Source organism: Thioclava sediminum (assembly GCF_002020355.1).
Lineage (GTDB): Bacteria > Pseudomonadota > Alphaproteobacteria > Rhodobacterales > Rhodobacteraceae > Thioclava > Thioclava sediminum.
Window position 1 is genome coordinate 33,258 of record NZ_MPZV01000004.1, and the last position, 18,673, is coordinate 51,930.

Genomic DNA, 18,673 nt, shown 5'->3' on the forward strand with positions numbered 1-18,673 from the left:
TTGGGCAGCTGATACGAAGCAGATTGACCTGCGCGCCGCCGCCGCCGATCATGGCCTTCGCGCGAAGAGACAACAAAACCCGATGAACGAGATACCCCTGATCCCTCGGCAAACCGAACCGGAACGACTGCGTGGCCGCGACCGCTTGGATCTCATCCATGCCGAAATCCGTAGCCGCATCTGCCTGCTCGACTACCCGCCCGGCATGCGCCTGTCGGAAACCGCGCTGGCGTCCGAATTCGGCATCTCGCGAACACCGCTGCGCCGGGTGCTGGCGCGGCTCGAGGATGACGGGTTGCTGCGCTCGATGCATGGGGTCGGCACCTTCGTCACCGATGTCGATTACACCGAACTTGCTCAGGTCTTCCGGCTGCGGCGCGAACTCACGGTGCTGCAGACCACGCTCGACCCGGTGCCGCCAAGCGCCGCGCTGATCGCGTCTTTCGTCAAGCTTCAGGAACGCGGCCGCGCCCTTGTCGATGCGCCCACGGCACGCGCTTTCGCGGAGCTGGACCGCGATACCTTCCTCTGCCTGCTGGACCTGACCTCGAATGCGCCGCTGAGGGAAATGTCGGAGGCGCTGTATTTCCGCACGGCCCGGATCTGGCTGCAGCAGGTCACCGCCTCGCAGATCGACCTGATGCAGGAGATCGAGATCTACAATGACGAGCTGCGCGACATCCTGCGCGCCTTGCGGCTCGGCGATCTCGATGCGCTCGGCCATATGCGGCGCGGCCATATCTCCATGAGCTTCGCGCGGATGCCCGTCCTGATCAAAGCGCCCTAGTGGACGACTGGAGGCCGCAGCCTCCGCGACCGGGTTTACCCCGCGCGCGGCTCTCGACCGCACACGGTTTGTTCAAGGAACTGCGGCGCGGCGGGTCCGTTCGATCACTGAGAGGGATGTGACTGACTCCGGGGGACGACGCCCGGAGATGCGACGAAGGACATGCATTCCATGACCGATCTCACCCGCCCTTCCTCCGACAGATCCGCGAAGACCACGCCCGATCCGGACAGCCCGCCGCTGCGCTTTCTCGAAGGGCGACGCGGCTATCTCCCGATTGGCGATTACGCGGTGATCGGGGATACGCGCACGGCGGCGCTGGTAGCCCGCGACGGCGCGATCGACTGGCTCTGCGGCCCCGATTTCGACGGCGATCCGGTCTTCGGGCGGCTGCTCGACCAGTTTCGCGGCGGGACGTTCTACGTTGGCCCGGTGTCGGATGCCGAGCGCCGGACCACCCCCGAACGCGCCTATGAAGACCACGGCCCGATCCTGACCACGACCCACCCGACCGAGGGCGGCCAACTCAAGGTCACCGACTTCATGAACCTGCCGGACTCGCTCGAAGAAGCGGCGAGTTTCGGGCGCTCCGTCGTGCGGCTGATCGAGGCGCAGGAAGGCGCGGCGGAGGTCGAAATCTGCATCGCCCCACGCTGCGATTACGCGCTGAACACCCCCGATTTCATCCGCCGCGGCCCAGGCAGCTGGCAATTCACGCAAGACGGCGACATCGTCCTGATCGACAGCTCCATCGAGTTGGAGATCGAAGGCTCGGGCCGGCTCAACGGGCGTGGCACCCTCGCCGCCGGAGAAGAAGGCTACGTCACCCTCACGATCACCCAAGGCGGCCACGGTCACGTCGGGGGAATGGACGCGGCCCACAAGGCGCTCGCCGCGACCCGCGAGGCATGGCGCAAGCGGCAGTCCAAGACGGATTTCGGCGACGGGCCGTTCTCCGGGGCGCTCAAACGCTCGCTGATGGTGCTGCAGCTGCTGATCCACGCCCCCACCGGCGCCGTGATCGCCGCGCCGACGATGGGCCTGCCGGAGGTGGTCGGCGGTATCCGCAATTACGACTATCGCTATTGCTGGCTGCGCGATGCTTACTTCGTGCTGCATGCCTTTCTCGATCAGGGTCTGACCGGAGAGGCCGACGCCTTCTTCCGCTGGCTGATGGCGGCCACGCGCGAAACGGCGCCAGAGCTGGGCACGCTCTACACGGTGCGGGGCGACAGTGACGTATCCCTGCAGAAACTGCAGACGGTCGAGGGCTATCGCCGCTCGGCCCCGGTGCAATTGGGCAACGGCGCTGCGACGCAGCTGCAACTCGACGCGTACGGCTCGATGATCATGGCCGCGCGCGCCTATGTTGAAGCGGGCGGCGAGCTGCATCCCGGCGAAGGTATCCGGCTTGCGAATTTCGCGGATGTAGTGGTCTCGCAATGGACCCGGCCCGATAACGGCATCTGGGAAATGCCCGACCCGCGCCGCCATCATACCTATTCCAAGGCGATGTGCTGGGGCGCGCTGAACGCGGTGATTGCGCTGGTCGAGCGGGGCGTGATCGATGCCGACACAAAGCTCTGGAAAGCCGAGCGCGCCGCGATCGAGGCGCTGATCCGGGAAGAAGCGTGGAATGAAGAGATCGGCGCGTTCACCGGGGCGATCGGCGAGGACTGGCTTGATGCGAGCGTCCTGCTGATGCCGCGCATCGGGGTGATCGCCGCGGACGATCCGAAGATGGCCGCGACCTACACGGCGATCCGCGAGCGGCTGGGTTCGGGCGTCCATCTGCGGCGCTACGACCTGCGGGAAGACGGGCTGCCTGGCGTCGAGGGGTATTTCAACGCCTGCGGCTTCTGGGCGGCGGATTACCTCGTGCGGGCGGGGCGGCTCGACGATGCCAAAACCCAGATCAAGGGGATGCTGAAAGCCACGACCGATCTTGGCCTGATGGCGGAAGAGCACGACCCGGAGACCGGCGCGCAGCTGGGCAACTTCCCGCAAGGGCTGTCCCATGCCGGGATGATCGCGGCGATCACCGCCTATCGTTCGGCCGTGAAGGGCTGATCGCTCACTCCCAAAAAGAAACGCGCGCCGCTCGGCGCGCGTTCTTCAAATCTCTTTCCGAGTGCTCAGCCCCGGTGCCGTGACGCGGCGAAGACTGCCCCCAGCATCAGCCCGGCGACCAGCGCCGCACCGCCGCCGGCGACGAGCCGCGAGCCGCCATGCTCGGAGATCGCGATCGCCGGAGAGCTGTCGCTCGCCTCGTCGGAGAACCGCCCCCGCGCCTCCCAATCGCCATCGACGCTGTCATAGAGGTTGTCCGCCCGGGTAGGATCGGCGGGCTCTTCCGTCTGTTGGCCGGAGATCGCCGTGCGCGCCAGATATAGGTCGCCCAGCTCCGGCGAGATCTTCTCCGACAGGATCGCCTTCACCGCCGAGAAACCCAGCCAATATTCCCGCTTGGGATGGAAGGCCGCGTGATGGATGCCATCCGCGATCAGCTCCGGCTGGAACACCGGCGCGACCGGGCGCGGCCGGTTGGGCAGCTTGTTGCGCGCCCAGTCGAATTGCGGCGTGTTCACCGCCGGCAGGTGGCAGACCGTGATCTTCACGTCGGACTTCTCGTGGATCAGCTCGGAGCGCAGGCTGTCGGTGAAACCCACGATCGCCGCCTTCGCCGCGCAATAGGCCGATTGCAGCGGCACCGCGCGATAGGCCAGCGCAGAGCCTGTCTGCACGATCGTACCCCACCCCTGCTGGCGGAACCGCTTCAGCGCGGAAAGCGTGCCGTTGACCGTGCCAAGATAGGTCACTTCGGTCACGCGGCAATATTCCTCGGGCGTCATCTCGGCCACGGGCGACAGCACCGTGACCATCGCGATATTGATCCAGATGTCGATCGGACCGAAGGCGCGCTCGGCGGCGACTGCTGCGGCCTCGACCGCATCGGCATCGGCCACGTCGAGCGGCTGCACGAGGGCCTCGCCGCCCTTCGAGCGAATTTCCTCCGCCGCCTTCTCGAGCCGCGCCTTGTTGCGCGCGATCAGGGTGATGCGGTTGCCTTTGGTGGCGAAGCGGCGCGCGACGGCGCGTCCCACGCCTGCGGATGCGCCGGTAATCACGATATTGGTCATGGGGCGGCTCCTTCGGTCTGAATGGGTTTCGTCAATTCGTCTCTGAAGGAAGAACCGCGCGCGGCTGCCGCTGGTTGCAGCGACGCGGCTTCAATTTGTGGTGCACGACCCGCATGTGAAAAAAGGCAGCCCCGATCCCCGGAGCCGCCTTTTTCATGTGTTCGCCCGATGTGGCCGTTAGGCCGCGAGCGTCTCCGTGGAGGAGAAGAACATCGCCTGGCTGACCGCCGACTGCACCTGGCTTTCGGTGTAGGGCTTGGTGATCAGGAACGCGGGTTCAGGCCGCTCGCCAGTCAACAGACGCTCCGGGAAGGCCGTGATGAAGACGACGGGCAATTCGTTGCCGAACTGCGCGAGAATGTCGTTCACCGCGTCGATGCCCGAGGAATTATCCGCCAACTGAATGTCGGCAAGGATCAGGTCGGGCTTGTTGGTCGAAGCAAGCTCCACGGCCTCGGTCCGAGTCCGGGCGATACCGGTGATCTGGTGACCCATATCCTCGACGATGGCACGAATATCCATCGCGATGATCGCCTCGTCCTCGATGATCATCACCTTGCCCGCGACGGAGGTTTCCATCTCGCGGATCGCGATGTCGATCAGTTCCTTCGCCTCGTCGGTGTCGACCTGCATGATCGTGCCGATCTCCTCGACGCGGAACCCTTCGATCGAGTGCAGCAGAAGCGCCTCACGCGTGTTCGGCGTGAGCGTCGACATGTGATCCTGCGCACGTGCCGACAGCCGGTTGTCCGGCTCGCCCAGCGGTGCGCCCGCGGAGGCCCAGACCAGATGGAAGGCGTGGAACAATGCGAGCTTCGGATCGTTATTCTCGAAAGGCGTCGTGTCTTCGAGTATGGCCTCGAGCGTAGCCGCGGCGTATCTGTCGCCGCTGTCCTGGCTGCCGGTAAGGGCTCGGGCGTAGCGCCGCAGATACGGCAGGTTGGCTCCGATGGTGCCGGCGATGTCTTCGGACATGAAAACCCCCTTTTGCGTTTTTTCGGGAACCAAACTCTCTGGCCCCGCGTTCGGTTCCGTGCAAAATGAGTGGGATCGAAACCGGATGTATAGTGATATGGCAGACGAAAAGCCTAAGTCCAGTATCAGGGACCAGATCAATCAAAACCTGAAGAAGGTTTATGAGGAGGCGCTTCAGGAAGAAGTGCCAGATCGGTTCAAAGACTTGCTGGCGCAACTCAAGGCGAAGGAGGGCGAAAAATGACTTCGTCCTCCAAAGCCAACTCGTCTACCGAAGCCCGCGATCCGCGTGAGGAACTGCCCGATCATCTCGGGGCCCTGCGCGCCTTCGCCCTGTCGCTGACCCGGAATTCGGCCTCTGCCGACGACCTCGTGCAGGACACGATCGTCAAGGCGTGGTCGAATATCGAGAAATTCGAGCGCGGCACGAACCTGCGTGCATGGCTGTTCACGATCCTGCGCAATACCTTCTACTCGGACCGCCGAAAGCGTAAGCGCGAGGTTGCAGACCCCGAGGGTATCCACGCGGCTTCGCTCTACGAGAAACCTGCGCATGACGGACGTCTCGCGATGAACGATTTCGTCGTGGCCTTCGATCAGCTCAGCCCCGAACACCGTGAGGTTCTGACCCTCGTCGGCGCCTCGGGCTTCTCCTACGAAGAAGCCGCCGGAATGATGGGCGTCGCAGTCGGGACGGTGAAAAGTCGTGCCAACCGAGCCCGCGCCCGGCTTGCGGAGATGCTCGGGCTGGAAGAAGGTGAAGACATTCTGTCCGGCTCGGATCGAAATTCGCTGGCCGTGATGGGCAAATCCGGAGTTGCCGCCGCATGAATTCGGAAGCCGCGAAAGCGGCAGACGACGAGCACTACAGTGACCACGCCCCGTTTCAAGCTCGGAAACGGGGCGTCATTCCCTTTTTTGACGGGCTTGGCGTGCGGCTGGCCTTCATGCTGGCCGTCGCGCTCTTTCCCCTGCTGATCATCGCCGTGCTGCAATCGACCTCGGTCGTTCGCGAAGCGCAGGCGCGCTCCGAGGCTGCCCTGATGGGCGAGACGATGCGCGCCGTCGCAGGCGAGACGCGGGTGATCCAGCACGCGCAGGATGCAGCCCGCGTCCTTGCCAGCACCGTCCAACCGCTCGTGGGTAGTGACGAGGCCTGCTCGAACTGGATGCGGCAGATCTCGGGCGCTTTCCCCGAGTTCTCGCTGGTCGCCTTCATTCCCGACAGCGGCAAGATGAGCTGCTCGAACTCGGGCAAGAGTTACGATTTCAAAGGTCAGGACATCTTCGAGAGGATGATGACCGCGGATCGGACCAGCTTCTACGTCAATCGCGATGCGCCGGTGTCGGGCACCTCGGTGCTGGGCGTGGCCCATCCCGTCTACAACGCGGCGGGCGATCATATCGGGATCATCGCGATCTCGATGAGCCACTCCTCGCTTTCGCTGGCGAAAGACGGGCCGAAGCTCGCCGATGACCGGCCGCTGGTGATCATGACCTTCGACCGCGAGGGCACGATCCTGACCTCCTCGGACGGGCTGGCGAACACGCAGTCGCACCTGCCCGTCGACCGCTCCCTGAAACTGCTGGCGGGCAATGGCGCGGTCACCTTCTCGGGGGATTCCAACCTCGGAATAGAGCGGGTCTATTCCGTCGTCGAACTCGTCCCCGACCAACTCTATGCACTCGGTAGCTGGCCCGCGCAGGCCGCCTCCGCGCTGAGCCCCTTCGCCGATATATCGCCGGTTCTGTTCCCCGCGCTGATGTGGATGGCGAGCCTTCTGGTCGCCTATTTCGCGATGCAGAAACTGGTCATCGGCCATGTCCGCAAACTGTCGGGCGCGATCACCAGCTTCGCCACCGGCAGCCGGATCGTGGGCAATCTCAACCTCTCGACGGCCCCCTCGGAAATCCGCGACCTCGCCGAAGCCTACGACCGGATGACCGAGACCATCCTGCACGACGAGGCCGAGCTGGAAGATATGGTGCATCACAAGGAAGTGCTGCTCCGTGAGGTCCACCATCGGGTGAAGAACAACCTCCAACTCATCGCCTCGATCATCAATATGCAGATGCGGCAGGCGCGCACGCCCGAAGCCAAGGGGCTGATGAAATCGCTGCAGGAGCGGGTCATCTCGCTCGCGACGATCCACCGCGGCCTCTACCAGACCTCCGGGCTCACCGATATCCGCGCGCAGGAGCTGCTGCCCGATATCGTGCGCCAGATCACCCGCCTTGCGACCGGGCCGGGGCGCCATGTCTCGGTCGATTGCCATATCGACGACATTCACCTGACGCCCGATCAGGCCGTGCCGCTTTCGCTTCTGCTTACCGAAGCGATGACCAACGCAATGAAATACGCCTCCGCCCGCGACGGCAAACCGAAACTCGATATCTCGCTTACCAAGCTCGAAGGGATGCAGGCGCGTCTCAGCGTGCGCAACACCGTCGATAAGGACGCCCCGCCACTGGAGGCTGTGGACGGCACCGGGCTGGGATCGCAACTGGTCAACGCCTTCGTGCAACAGCTCTCCGGCACGATCGAGATCGAAACCACAGACGACGAATACCTGCTCAACGCAGACTTCACATTGCGCCCCCTCGTCGAGAGCGAATTGCGTCACGAAGAGCGCTTGAAATCTCGGAAACACGAAACAGTTTCTGAAGAGAGCAATTGAGTGAGATACCTGCCGCGGCGACCTCTGGTCACCTTCGCGGCCGTTCAGAAAAAACGAGCCGCATGGAACGTCTTAAACAAGCCGGAGTTCACGCCGAGAGCCGCGTCAGACTGCTTTTGACAGCAGCCGAGGCTTATCCCGTGCTCGAGGATGCCTTCCTCGACTCGCGTCATTCTATCCACGGCTCCTTCCGCGTCTTCGACCTCAACACGAAGCTGAAATCGGATCGCGGGCGCGCCATCGGTGCGACTTGGTTCGACCTGATCATCCACCTGCTGAAACGTGGCGTGGCGATGCAGATCGACCTGACCGACTTCGACCCCTGCGCCAAGCCCGAGCTGCACCGCATGACGTGGTCGTCGATCCGCATGTTCTGCGCCGCGCGCGAACTGGCCGGGCCGAACGCCAATCTGCGGCTGCGCGCACTGATGCACCCGGCGCAATCGGGCATCCTGCCGCGCACGATCTTCTGGCCCTATGTCTATTACAAGCTCGGCAACCATGCCGACTGGCTCAACGATATGGACGAGGCCAAGCGGCTGACGGCGATGCGCGACATGCCGGGGCTGCGGGAGTATCTCAAGGCCGGATCGGACAAGAAAATTCACCGCAAGTTCCGCGGCGCGCCGCCGAAGCTGTTCCCGGCGACGCATCACCAAAAGCTCGCCGTGTTCGACGACAAGAAGCTCTATATCGGTGGGCTGGATCTCGACAATCGCCGCTTCGACACGCCCGTGCACGAGCGCGACGGCGAGATGACTTGGCACGATGTGCAGCTGATGATGACCGGTCCCGTCGTCGCCGAGGCGAAGGCCCATCTCGAGACGTTCCACGAAAGCTGCGCCGGCGACAAACTCGCAAAACCGCCGCGCCGACTGCTCCGCACGATTTCGCAGCGGCGCAAATTCGCGACCTTCCGGATCGGGCCGAAGCTCTATCGGACCGAGATCGAGAACGCGCATGAGATGCTGATCGCGCGCGCGCAGAAGCTGATCTATCTCGAAAGCCAGTTCTTCCGCTCGCACAACCTCGCAAATCATCTGGCCCGCGCCGCGCGCGAGAACCCCAATCTCAACCTGATCCTGATGCTGCCCGCCGTGCCCGAGACGCTGATGCTGGCCGACCGCCCGACCAGCGACGTGCGCTATGGCGAGTATCTTCAGGTCCGCGCGCTGGATACGATCCGGGAAGCCTTCGGCAGCCGCCTGTTCATCGGCTGCCCGGCGGAGCCGCGCCTCGCCGCTCCCGACGATGACGGGGCGATGCGCACCGGTGGCGCGCCGCTGATCTACGTCCATGCGAAAGTCTCGATCTTCGACGAGGACGCGGCGCTGATCACCTCGGCCAACCTCAACGGACGGTCGCTGCACTGGGACAGCGAGGCGGGCGTCTATCTGCGCCGCAATGACGGCATCCCGGCCATGCGCCGTCGCCTGATGCGCCATTGGCTGCCGCCCGCGCCGGAAGAGGCGTTCTTCGACCCGACGCGCGCGGTCTCGGCCTGGACCGAACTCGCACGCGAGAACGGCACCAAAGCCCCCGAGGACCGGGAAGGCTTCGTGCTCCCCTACGACATGGAAGCCGCACGCAAAATTGCGCGCAAACTGCCGTTCATTCCCGAAGAGATGGTCTGATCCGCACTGGCGGATCGCGGGCCGCGTCGCCTCATCTGGGGCGGGCCGCGCCGGCTCAGTTGGTTTCGAGCTTCTGCTCCGCCTCGGATTTCGGATCCGGCAGGCTGTCGGTCAGCACCAACGCCCAGAGCAGCAGCGGAATCGCCACGATCCCGCCCAGCGGCCCCCAGAGCCAGATCCCGAAGGTCAGCGACAGGAAGACCAGAAGCGGATTGAGACGCATCTGCCGCCCGATCGCCGCCGGGGTCACGAATTGCGCCTCGGTCGCGTTGAGTATGACGTAGATCAGCGGCGGCAGGATCACCCGGATCCCGTCGAACGTCGCCACGCCTGCAAATCCCAGCGCGATGATCAGCGCCGCAGGGCCGAGATAGAGAATATAGTTGATCAGGAAGGCCACCAGCCCCCAGAGCGGCGCATTCGGCAGCCCGATCAGCTGCATCGCGACGCCCACCGCCAGCCCGAGGCCGGCATTCACCACGGTGATCGTGAGGAAATAATGCGACACCCGCGTCTCCGCCTTGCGCAGCCGTGCAGCGGTGGCTCCGCGGCTCGCCGGTTCCGCGAGATGCTTTGCGATCCAGTTGTAAATCTCGGTCCGCGAGAGCTGGAAAAAGAACAGCGCCCCGATATAGATCAGCCCCTGCGCAATGATGGCCGGGGCGAGCATGACGAGATCCTTGGCGTCCGGCACGGCGCTCTTGTCGCCATTGCCACCGCCATCCTGCGCGGCATCCTTCGCCGGTGTGATCGCGTCGCTCACTTCCTTCGAGGCGTCCTGAATGCCTTGGAACATGTGGCGCATGTGAATGATGGTGGAGCGCATGTCGTCCATCACCTTCGGCGCCTGACGCATCAGCTCCGCGATCACTGGCTGGATCACAAGAACCAGCAACACGGCGATCATCAGAGAGATGACGAGCGAGGTAAGTGCCCCCCAGACAGGCGACAGACCTCTTTTCTCCCATGCATCGGAAATTGGTGAAAGCACGATCCCAACGACGAGCGCGAGCACGACGGGGGCGAGCAAGCTTTCCACCTGGCTAAGCGCAGCCACGACAGCGATTACAGCGATCGCGATCATGGCGATGCGCGACAGGGTCTCCAGGCGATGCATTTCGAGAATTACTTCCCTCTTGGGTTTCGCGAGCTAACGCCGCTGGAGCCCCCGCAGTTCCCGAGTTTTTGCGCCCTCACCCACAGGAACATCGCCCCCGGCGAAACGTTGATGGACGACGCCGAGACCCGCGTCTTCATCTTGAAAGGAGCGACGCCATGAATTGGGATCAGATTAAAGGCAGCTGGAAAGAAATGAAGGGCAAGGCCCGCGAGAACTGGGGCGAGTTGACCGACGACGAGCTTGAGGAGGCCGCAGGCCATCGCGAGCAGATGGTCGGCCTGATCCAGAAGAAATACGGCAAGACGAAAGAGGACGCCGAGCGCGAAGTCGACACCTGGTCGAGCTCGGTCTGATCTTCGGAATTAGACCCTATTCCCGCGTAAAACAGCATAAACCGGCGTCGCAGAGATTGCGGCGCCGGTTCTCTTTTGCGGGTCGGTCACGCGCAGCGAGCGCCATGAGCCGCCAAGCAAAAAGGCCGGGCGCGAAGCCCGGCCTTCTCTAATCAGGTCCACCGATCGGATCAGTGGGTGGTTTTCGGCGCCGATGAGGACGTCGGGTTGGTCGAGGACGCGCTCGACGTGGACGAGGAGGAGGAGGACGAATGGTTCGCCTTCACCTTCTCAGCCGCCTCGTGAGTCTTCGCCTCAGCCTTGGACGCGACCTCTTCGGCCTTGGACTTCGCGGCATCCTTGGCCTCTTGGGCCCCGGCGCGCACTTCCTCTTCGCCTTTCTGCAGCGACTGGCCGACATCGCGCAGCGCGCGGTTGGCTTCCTGAGCAAGCTGGCGCGAGAGGCGGTCGATCAGCTGCTCTCCTGCGGCCATCGCCTGATCGCCGAAGTCGCGTGCAGCACTGCGTGCCTCGTCACCTGCCGAGCTCATCACCGAGCGGGCGGTACGCTTCAGTTCGTCGGTGAACTGGTCGGCAACCTTGCCCGCGCGGCGCTTCTCGTCGCGGTAGAGGCGCTCGGCCTCGTCGAACAGACGGTTCGCCCGCGGGCCGAAGCTGCGGCGGCTGACATTGACGTCCGGCTTGGGCACCGCGTTGAAGATCGCGGCACCGATGGCGAAGCCGATAGCGGCGGCGATCAGCGGGTGATCCTTGACCATCTGCTTGCTCGTCGACCCGGCTTGGGTCGCACCGTCCTGCAGGCGAATCCGGGCGGAATAGGCTCTTTCACGGGCCCGCACCACGCGGTCGCGCGCATCTTCGTTGAGGTCGCTCAGACCCGAGGACAGCGAGCCGCGCAGATCGCTCGCGAATTTCTGCATCACCTCGGCGCGTTCCTTTACGAAGTCGCGCGCCTTGTCGGTCGAGCTGCGCTGTTCGGCCTCGAGATCTTCGAGACGCACCGACGCATCGTGGCGCAGCGTGTCGATCTCGTCGATCCAGCCATCGGCGCCCGCTTCGCTCGGCATCACGAGCGGATCGGCATCGGCGACAAGATCCTCTTGCTCAACGGTGTCCGAGTTGCGCTGGCGCAGCAGGAACCAAGCGATACCGGCACCCGCGAGGGCGAAGGCCACGGGGTTCTTGCGCACGGCCTGTTCGGCACTGCGCGCAGCCGGCGCCGCGTAATCGCGCACGACTTGCGACACTTGATCGGAGAGATAGTCCGGCGCGATGCGGCCGGTCAGATCGCCGAGCGTCGATGCGAGATCGGCACGGTCCTGGCGCAGACGGTTCTCGATTTCCTCAATGGTTTTCTTCTCGGTCATTTGAAGCTCTCCTTAAGCGCCTGCGCGTCAGCAGACAGGTTTTCCTTGAGACGGGTGGGTGGGCTCGACACTTTGCGCAGCTTCGACGCGGCAATGAGCGCCGCGATGATGCCGAGGATCAGAAGCACCACGCCGACGATCAACGTCGCGGGGCCCCTGTCGAGGCCGGCCCATTCCAGCCCGTAGATGGCGGATTGCGTCAGGGGGAAGATCGCACCGAGCGCGAAAACCAGGGCGACCGCACCGAGAATGACGGCATTGCGCGCAAGACCCGCCCGATGGGCAGCTTCGGCGCGCACCAATTCCGCCTCGGTCCGTGCGATCTCGCGCGTCTGCTCGATCACCCGGTTCAGCAAATCGGTCACCGTTCCCCGGCCCTCGTGGCCGTCAGGTTCTTCGGTCTCGTGGTAACTCATCGACCTCTCCCAAACATGTCACGGCCTCTTGCCGCGATTTCTGTGGTTCCAACGCGGGTTGGGGAATGCGGTTCCTTGAGGCTCTCCGCAGCCGCCCCCCTTGATTTCGTCACTTCGAGGCGCGCGGCCCGGCCACCAGCCAGATCAGGAAACCGATCAGCGGCAGGAAGAAGACGAGAAGCGCCCAGAGCACTTTCTTGCCGGTGCTGGAATTCGACCCGACGATCGAGACCAGCGCCCAGATATCAAGTGCGAGAAGTAAGATACCCCAAAAGCCGCCGAGGCCCGTCATATTCATTTCCATGTCCCCATCTCCCTTTTTCGTGAGGTTGTGAATCGCCGCCCAAACGCCGGAAAGCGCACGATGTTCCGCGGATTTACTGACTCAGGGTAATGGAACTTTCGGGAAAACGGCACGTTTGGATGTCATGAAAGCGCAGCACTCAGCGCTAATGTACGCAACATCCGAAGGAGAATACCCATGCTTGGTTGGGCTCTGACCTTTCTCGTTATCGCGCTGATTGCCGCGGCGCTCGGTTTTGGCGGCATCGCAGGCGCATCTGCCGGGATCGCACAGATCCTCTTCGTGGTCTTCCTGATCCTGTTCGTGGTGGCCATGGTCGCCCGGGCGGTAAAAGGCAAACCGCCGGTATAAGTGCGAAGACGCTAGGAATATTTCAGGCCGCTCCCGCCGGGGCGGCCTTTTTCATGCGTCGGGGGCGGTCTTGGCGCGCGCCTGCGCCAGCATCGCATCCAGATTGTCTGCGACGACCCGGGAAATCTGCGCAGCCTCCGCCCCGCCGATCTCCGACCATCCCATCTTGCGGCGCACGACCTCCGCGCCGAGCCGGAAATAGAGCACCTGTCCGATCATCGCGAAAACCCGCAGCGCGCTCTCCGGATCCTCCTCGGAGGTTCCGCTCGCCCGGGCCCACAGCGCCAGCAGCCGCCCATGCACAATCGAGATCAGGCGGTCATAAAGAATATCGAGCGTCTCGCCGCCTTCGGTCACTTCGCGCATCACGAAGCCGATCATCGAGGCCGCATCCGGTTGCGTAAGGATGCGCGAGATCATCGCCTCCATCAGCGCCTTGATCTCCGCTTCCGCCGCCTCGGGTGAAAGCGCCTCCGGCGGCCCAAGAGGCCGCATCACCTCTTCCATGCGGTGCACGAATTCCAGCGTACAGGCGCGGCGCAGCCCTTCCTTGCCTTGGAAATGGTAGGAAATCGCGGCGACATTCGCGCCCGCCGCCTCGGCCAGTTCCCGCGTCGAGGTGGCCGCGAACCCTTTCGTCCCGAACAGGCGCATCCCGGCTTCGATCAGGGCGCGCGCGGTTCGATCACGGGCGGGCGGCTGTGTCTGGGTCATCGGCGCATCACGTCTGGAGGGAAAATCTGTCGCCAACATGCGCGGCGAGGCGCAAAAAAAGCAAGCCGCACGGGCGACCCATGCGGCTTGGCTTCATGCATTTCGTAGGAAGCTTTGGCCCGATCAGAACGGGAAGCTCACCCGGCGGGTCAGCATCAGCGAGACCGAGCTTTGCTCGCGCGAGCCTTGCTGCACGATCGGGCTGTCCGCCGCATCGCCCTGCAGGCGATCGTAGTTCAGCTTGCCCTCGACCGCCCAGTCATTGCCGAGCTGGTAGGTCGCCGACAGTTCCAGACCGGTCGAGACGAGGCCGCCATCGGGCGAATAGGCCGCGAGACCGCTCGCCGTGGATTCCGACGGGCTGATGCCGAAATAGGTGCGGTTGTAGAGGCCCGAGCCATAAAAGACGCGCGGCCCGATGCTCAGCTTGAAATTGTCGGTCTTGATCGGTTTCCAGTCGGCGCCGATTTCAGCGACGACGGCGTTATGCCCGACCACGCCATAGCGCATATCGGCAAAAGCGCCCCATTGCGGCGCCTGATAGCCGAGGCCGAGCCCCAGTTCGAGCGACGTGGTGACGTCGTCGAGACCCGCGATCTCAGAATAATCGCTGGAATTACGACCGCCGACGAGACGGAAGGAGCCATGCACGTTCGGGCCCAGCTTTTCGTAATTCGGATCGTCCGAGCCGAACCGCATCCCCTGCAGCGTGAAGCTGTTGAGCTTCACCTTCGCGGTGGGGCTGGTGTCGTAATGATCCGCGCCGAAATAGGACGGGGCATAGCGTGCGCCCGCGCCGATGGTGAAGGTCACGCCACTTTCTGCCTGCGCGCTCGCGGCGGTGCAGACAGCAGCGACCGCGATTGCGGCGCTTGCGGAAAGTTGGCGGATGACTTTTGCCATGATGGCGCTCCCGAAAAAATGTACCGATTTGCGCAAACACTGCCAATTGGCGGCGAAAAACGCAATCGGCTGGCGCAGATTGGTTCAGATTAGCGGCGCTTATACCACGGCTGGGCGATTTCCTCGATCCCTGTGGGCTGATCCTGCTCCACTTCACGCCAGACCGTGCCGTCGACCGGGGCCACCGTCGCATCGCGTCCTTGGGTAAAACTCTGGTCGCGCACGATCATCCGATAGGCCGCGTTGAGCGCATCGGCACGCTCCGGCGAGGGCAGGATCAGCGGACCGATATCCTCGGCCAAAGCCGCCTCTTTCTCGGGCGGCAGCTTTCCCGCCTCCAGCCAATCCTCGATGAGCTCGGCATTGGCGCGGAACTCGTCCCCTGCCCCGTTGGTCTTCAGGTAATGGGCGTAATCGCCGCTGCCATCGGCGCGCACTCGGTCGGGCGTGCCAGCCAGCCCCTTCTGCGTCCAGTGATACCAGCCGCCGCGATAGGCCTCTTTGCCCAGCTTGCGCGCGAAGGCAAAGGTGGAATCGTCGTTCACGCCCAGCGTACCGTGGCAGCCGACGCAGAACACGGTCTCCTCGAAGCTCTGCGGGCGCAGATCGCCCGTCGCATCCTCGATGAAACCCTGCAGCCGCCAGCCGAACGTGTTGGGCACGCCGGTCTCGGAACTGCCGAAGAACTGCTTGGTGCGGTCAGGAAAGGCGCTGTCTTCCTTCAACTCGGCCAGCGCGGTCTCTTCCAGATCGGCATAGCTCTCCCAATCCGTCTTGACCATGTAGCGCAGCTCTTTCAGCCGCGCGGCCAGTTCGATGCCCTCGGGCGTTGGGTCGATATAGCGCACGGAATGGACGAATTCCGTGCCCTTGGGATACAGCCCGGCGGCAAGCTGAGCACCTTCGACACCCGCGCGCCCCGCCCAATGCATCGTGATCCCGTCGAGCGGCGCGAAGGCGAATTTCACCACCTCCGCCTGCCCCATCACCCCGTCGCGGTCCAGATCGACGCCCATCGCGGCCTCATCGGTGGGCTCGATCGCGACATCGGCACGGGTGATCAGCGCCTGCACGATCGCGAGGTTGGTCTTGTAGGTCGCAATGTCCTCGACCCCCTCGGCATTCTGACGGAACGCCTCCGGCAGACGGATCATCACATCATCGGTCGAGCCATTGGTCGGCCAGAACGTGCCCGGCAGCGGCTGATAGGCGAAGGCGCGCCAGCCGGTCAGGCTGCCATCGGTCCTGCGGTCGAACCCCTCGTCGTCGAAGGCGAATTGCACGTCGGGAATATAGCCGTCCCATTGCCCATTGCCGTTCACGTCCCAGGCCGCAGGCGGATCGGCGAGCCTCGTAGCCAAGGCGATCCCCCCCTCGGCGTCGTGGTAATTGTCCTGCCGCACATAGGCGCGGATCTCGGCACTGTCGGTCGCAGCCACCGCGGCGCGGCGATCCACGAAGAGGTTGCGCCACGGGTTCTCGAGCGCCGGGCCCGGAAACGCATATTCGGTCTGCAGATCGGCATCGCGCACGTAATTGGGGTGGCGCGGATAGGAGTGACAGGTCTGGCAGGGGTTATGCACCTCGCCCGCCGTGTCTTCCGTCTTGGTATAGCATTGCGGAGGAATATAGGCCGTCGGATTGTCCAGCACCGTGGTCTTCAGATCGACCGCCCCCGCCATCGTGGTCATGCTCAGCAGCGCCAGTATCGAAATCCGCAGCATCCGTCAGTCCTCAGTCTTGAAAGAAAAGGCGAGGCCCGGGTCTCCGCCGGGCCTCGCCAGAAATGTCTCGCGAGCGCCCGTTACTGGGTCTTCGCGGTGGCATCCATCTGCGGGAACGGACCGACGTAACCCACATAGGCACGCGCCTGCGCCGGGTCGGTCAGCTTGTCTTCGTCGCTCTCGCCATAGGGGTGCTGGATGACCGCCATCAGGTAGCCGTGGCCGTTGACGTTCGGGTACCAGTAGGTCGAGGTGGTTTCCGAACCGTAGGGCGTCGACACGATGCGGGTCAGCTCCTTGGTGTCGGTGTTCATCGCCCAGATCGCGTCGTTCTGGTGGCCCGAACCGGTGTCTTCACCGATGATCAGCGTGTTGTAGCCCGGGATGTAGGTGATGTTGTCCGGGTTCGCGATGCCGTTGATATCGCAGCTGTTCAGCTCTGCCGTGTCGCCGCACATGTCATGCGCCGGATCGCAGCTTGCGTCCTGTGCTTTGACCTTGTGCTCTTCGGTGAGCGGCTTGCCCGAGATCAGGCCCATCATCTTCGTCGCGGTGAACTTGTCGTCCAGCGAGAGCGAGTAGACCGTGCCGCACTTGTTCTTGGGCAGCTTGATCGCGTTCATCCCGCCCAGATCCTGCTTGGCACCGTCTTCCATGCCCTTCTCGACCGCCGACATCGACAGATACATCTGATGCTTGTCGGCGTCGTAGGTGATGCCTTCCATCTTGCGGAACTCGGTCGTGGCGCCCTTCATCGAGGCATAGCGACGGGTTTCCAGACGCGAGGCGATCGCATCCATGCCGTCCTTGACCTTCAGACACTCGGGATTGCCTTCGGCATTCGAAGCCGAGAAGCCGTCGGCGCAGGAACCGTCCTCGCCCATCTCGGCGGTCTCGAAGAGATCCGAGAACTGGGTGCCGGCTTCGATCGCCTTCTGGATCGTCGCGTCGTCGGCATGGCCCAGATCGACCCATTCCAGATCGGCCGCGCCGCCATTTTCTGCCGAGGTCTGGTTCCACTTGGCCGCGTAAAGCGTCCCGGCGCTCAGGTCGCCTGCATTGTCGGCTTCAAAGCGGAACAGGCCCACATTGGTGCCGTCATCCGAGATATAGGCGGTTTTCTGGTCGGGCATGACATAGGCCAACTCGACTGCCACGCGGCCCATCGCGAAATGCTTGTCAGCCTTGGCCGAGCCGTCTTCCGAGACGGTGATCTCGGTCGGGTAGCCATAGCGATAGGGCTTGTAGGCGTCGCGGAACTGCTCGAGGGTCATGCCCTCGGGGTTCACGCCCGCATAGCGCACCATCGGGAAATCGTAATCGTCGATCTCGTCGAGCGAGGTCGCCGCTTCGATCACGCGCGCATCGGCCGGGTATTCTTCCGAGCCCAGATGGGTCTCCCACGGCGTCACCGACCCCGCGCAGGGCACCCAGAGACCGTGATATTCGGAGAAGTCGATCGGCTTGGTGGAAACCAGCTTCAGGTTGCCGTCCGCATCCTGCGCGACTTCGCTGAGATACATCGCACCGGGGCGCGACTCGAAATGCGTCACCGAATAAAGCTTGTCGCCCTGACGGAGGAGCGAGGTGAAATCGGCGGAGTCCGAGATATGCTCGGAGCCGTCGGCCGACTTGACCGGGTTGCCGTCCTTGTCGGTCAGTAGGGCGAAGGTGTTGTCACCGATCTTGTCGCCCGAGCGCGCCATCACGTGATAGCCGATCTTGTAATCCTTGCCGTCGACGGTGACCGTGTCGGAGGCGATGGCCTGACGTTTGGCGGCGTCATCCTTGGCGAAAGGAACGGGCGAGAAAGAGATATCACCGGCATGTGCCGCAAGCGGCAGCACAGCGATAGCGGTGGCTTGGAGGAGGGTCGTACGAAGCGACATGGCTGATCCCTTGGCTAGTTGCGTTCACGACGCTCCTAACGGCGAAGTGATTCCCTTTTGTGACAATCTGGCGCTTTCGTGATCTTGGCCCCGACCACGGGCGGAGGGCGCGCGTGGCTCGGCCCGTACTGACCTGCGCCTTGGCCAAAAATAGACCCTATTCCAGCATTTTTTCGTGTTTCCGGCCCTGTCTGGCACAGGCACGGTTCGGCTCGCGCGACGCCAAGCGCCTGAGACGCAACAGCTTTCAGCAAAGCGCGGGCGCCGCGTTGCGATCACGCGGGGCTTGAGCAATGGTGAATGAAACGAGGAGTAGCG

18 protein-coding genes are annotated in these 18,673 nt (G+C 63.6%); 8 read left to right on the forward strand and 10 right to left on the reverse strand.

Annotation, left to right across the window (positions count from 1 at the left end):
* Nucleotides 1-82 precede the first annotated feature (82 nt).
* A complete protein-coding gene (locus BMI91_RS15455) occupies nucleotides 83-787 on the forward strand; it encodes a GntR family transcriptional regulator (RefSeq protein ID WP_078606070.1) in 705 nt (234 codons plus the stop codon).
* Nucleotides 788-958: 171 nt separating this feature from the next.
* The gene (locus tag BMI91_RS15460) at nucleotides 959-2,857 is read left to right on the forward strand and encodes a glycoside hydrolase family 15 protein (protein WP_146684123.1); all 1,899 of its coding nucleotides are present in this window, start codon (nucleotides 959-961) and stop codon (nucleotides 2,855-2,857) included.
* A 65-nt stretch (nucleotides 2,858-2,922) separates the two neighbouring features.
* Here the strand turns inward: BMI91_RS15460 and BMI91_RS15465 are convergent, their stop codons facing one another.
* Nucleotides 2,923-3,927, reverse strand: a complete 1,005-nt coding sequence (locus BMI91_RS15465; RefSeq protein WP_078605808.1) for an SDR family oxidoreductase — start codon at nucleotides 3,925-3,927, stop codon at nucleotides 2,923-2,925.
* Between the two features lie 177 nt (nucleotides 3,928-4,104).
* Nucleotides 4,105-4,902: a response regulator gene (locus tag BMI91_RS15470; RefSeq protein ID WP_078605809.1), complete on the reverse strand. Its 798-nt coding sequence runs from the start codon at nucleotides 4,900-4,902 to the stop codon at nucleotides 4,105-4,107.
* A gap of 97 nt (nucleotides 4,903-4,999) precedes the next feature.
* Between BMI91_RS15470 and BMI91_RS15475 the strand changes: the two genes are divergently transcribed.
* The 4 genes from BMI91_RS15475 to BMI91_RS15490 all read left to right on the forward strand — a co-directional run bounded on the left by BMI91_RS15475 (nucleotide 5,000) and on the right by BMI91_RS15490 (nucleotide 9,214).
* A complete protein-coding gene (locus tag BMI91_RS15475) occupies nucleotides 5,000-5,146 on the forward strand; it encodes a NepR family anti-sigma factor (protein ID WP_078522790.1) in 147 nt (48 codons plus the stop codon).
* Nucleotides 5,143-5,733 carry an RNA polymerase sigma factor gene (locus BMI91_RS15480; RefSeq protein ID WP_078522749.1) on the forward strand — a complete coding sequence of 197 codons (591 nt, stop codon included), beginning with the start codon at nucleotides 5,143-5,145 and terminating at the stop codon, nucleotides 5,731-5,733. Before BMI91_RS15475 ends, BMI91_RS15480 begins: the two co-directional genes overlap by 4 nt.
* Nucleotides 5,730-7,580: a sensor histidine kinase gene (locus BMI91_RS15485; RefSeq protein ID WP_078605810.1), complete on the forward strand. Its 1,851-nt coding sequence runs from the start codon at nucleotides 5,730-5,732 to the stop codon at nucleotides 7,578-7,580. The genes BMI91_RS15480 and BMI91_RS15485 overlap by 4 nt, the downstream gene beginning before the upstream one ends.
* Nucleotides 7,581-7,642: 62 nt before the next feature.
* Nucleotides 7,643-9,214 (forward strand): phospholipase D-like domain-containing protein, encoded by a 1,572-nt coding sequence (locus BMI91_RS15490; RefSeq protein ID WP_078605811.1) that lies wholly within the window; start codon nucleotides 7,643-7,645, stop codon nucleotides 9,212-9,214.
* Nucleotides 9,215-9,269: 55 nt separating this feature from the next.
* On the opposite strand, the gene BMI91_RS15495 is transcribed toward BMI91_RS15490, so the two are convergent.
* Nucleotides 9,270-10,331, reverse strand: a complete 1,062-nt coding sequence (locus BMI91_RS15495) for an AI-2E family transporter (protein ID WP_078605812.1) — start codon at nucleotides 10,329-10,331, stop codon at nucleotides 9,270-9,272.
* A gap of 158 nt (nucleotides 10,332-10,489) precedes the next feature.
* On the opposite strand from BMI91_RS15495, the gene BMI91_RS15500 reads away from it, so the two are divergent.
* Complete coding sequence (locus BMI91_RS15500; RefSeq protein WP_078522745.1) at nucleotides 10,490-10,687, forward strand: CsbD family protein; 198 nt, start codon at nucleotides 10,490-10,492, stop codon at nucleotides 10,685-10,687.
* Between the two features lie 170 nt (nucleotides 10,688-10,857).
* Here the strand turns inward: BMI91_RS15500 and BMI91_RS15505 are convergent, their stop codons facing one another.
* The 3 genes from BMI91_RS15505 to BMI91_RS15515 form a co-directional block, all read right to left on the reverse strand.
* Nucleotides 10,858-12,054, reverse strand: coding sequence for a hypothetical protein (locus tag BMI91_RS15505; RefSeq protein ID WP_078605813.1), 1,197 nt, complete (start codon nucleotides 12,052-12,054; stop codon nucleotides 10,858-10,860).
* Complete coding sequence (locus tag BMI91_RS15510; RefSeq protein ID WP_078541429.1) at nucleotides 12,051-12,470, reverse strand: phage holin family protein; 420 nt, start codon at nucleotides 12,468-12,470, stop codon at nucleotides 12,051-12,053. The genes BMI91_RS15505 and BMI91_RS15510 overlap by 4 nt, the downstream gene beginning before the upstream one ends.
* 109 nt (nucleotides 12,471-12,579) lie before the next feature.
* Nucleotides 12,580-12,774, reverse strand: coding sequence for a PLD nuclease N-terminal domain-containing protein (locus tag BMI91_RS15515; protein ID WP_093477206.1), 195 nt, complete (start codon nucleotides 12,772-12,774; stop codon nucleotides 12,580-12,582).
* 177 nt (nucleotides 12,775-12,951) lie between these two features.
* Between BMI91_RS15515 and BMI91_RS15520 the strand changes: the two genes are divergently transcribed.
* Nucleotides 12,952-13,125: a DUF1328 domain-containing protein gene (locus tag BMI91_RS15520; RefSeq protein ID WP_075776656.1), complete on the forward strand. Its 174-nt coding sequence runs from the start codon at nucleotides 12,952-12,954 to the stop codon at nucleotides 13,123-13,125.
* 51 nt (nucleotides 13,126-13,176) lie between these two features.
* On the opposite strand, the gene BMI91_RS15525 is transcribed toward BMI91_RS15520, so the two are convergent.
* The 4 genes from BMI91_RS15525 to BMI91_RS15540 form a co-directional block, all read right to left on the reverse strand.
* A complete protein-coding gene (locus BMI91_RS15525; protein WP_158522182.1) occupies nucleotides 13,177-13,839 on the reverse strand; it encodes a CerR family C-terminal domain-containing protein in 663 nt (220 codons plus the stop codon).
* A gap of 123 nt (nucleotides 13,840-13,962) precedes the next feature.
* Complete coding sequence (locus BMI91_RS15530; protein WP_078522741.1) at nucleotides 13,963-14,742, reverse strand: MipA/OmpV family protein; 780 nt, start codon at nucleotides 14,740-14,742, stop codon at nucleotides 13,963-13,965.
* Nucleotides 14,743-14,831: 89 nt separating this feature from the next.
* The gene (locus BMI91_RS15535; protein WP_078605815.1) at nucleotides 14,832-16,466 is read right to left on the reverse strand and encodes a hypothetical protein; all 1,635 of its coding nucleotides are present in this window, start codon (nucleotides 16,464-16,466) and stop codon (nucleotides 14,832-14,834) included.
* Between the two features lie 80 nt (nucleotides 16,467-16,546).
* Nucleotides 16,547-18,355, reverse strand: a complete 1,809-nt coding sequence (locus BMI91_RS15540) for a PhoX family protein (protein WP_078605816.1) — start codon at nucleotides 18,353-18,355, stop codon at nucleotides 16,547-16,549.
* Between the last annotated feature and the right edge of the window lie 318 nt (nucleotides 18,356-18,673).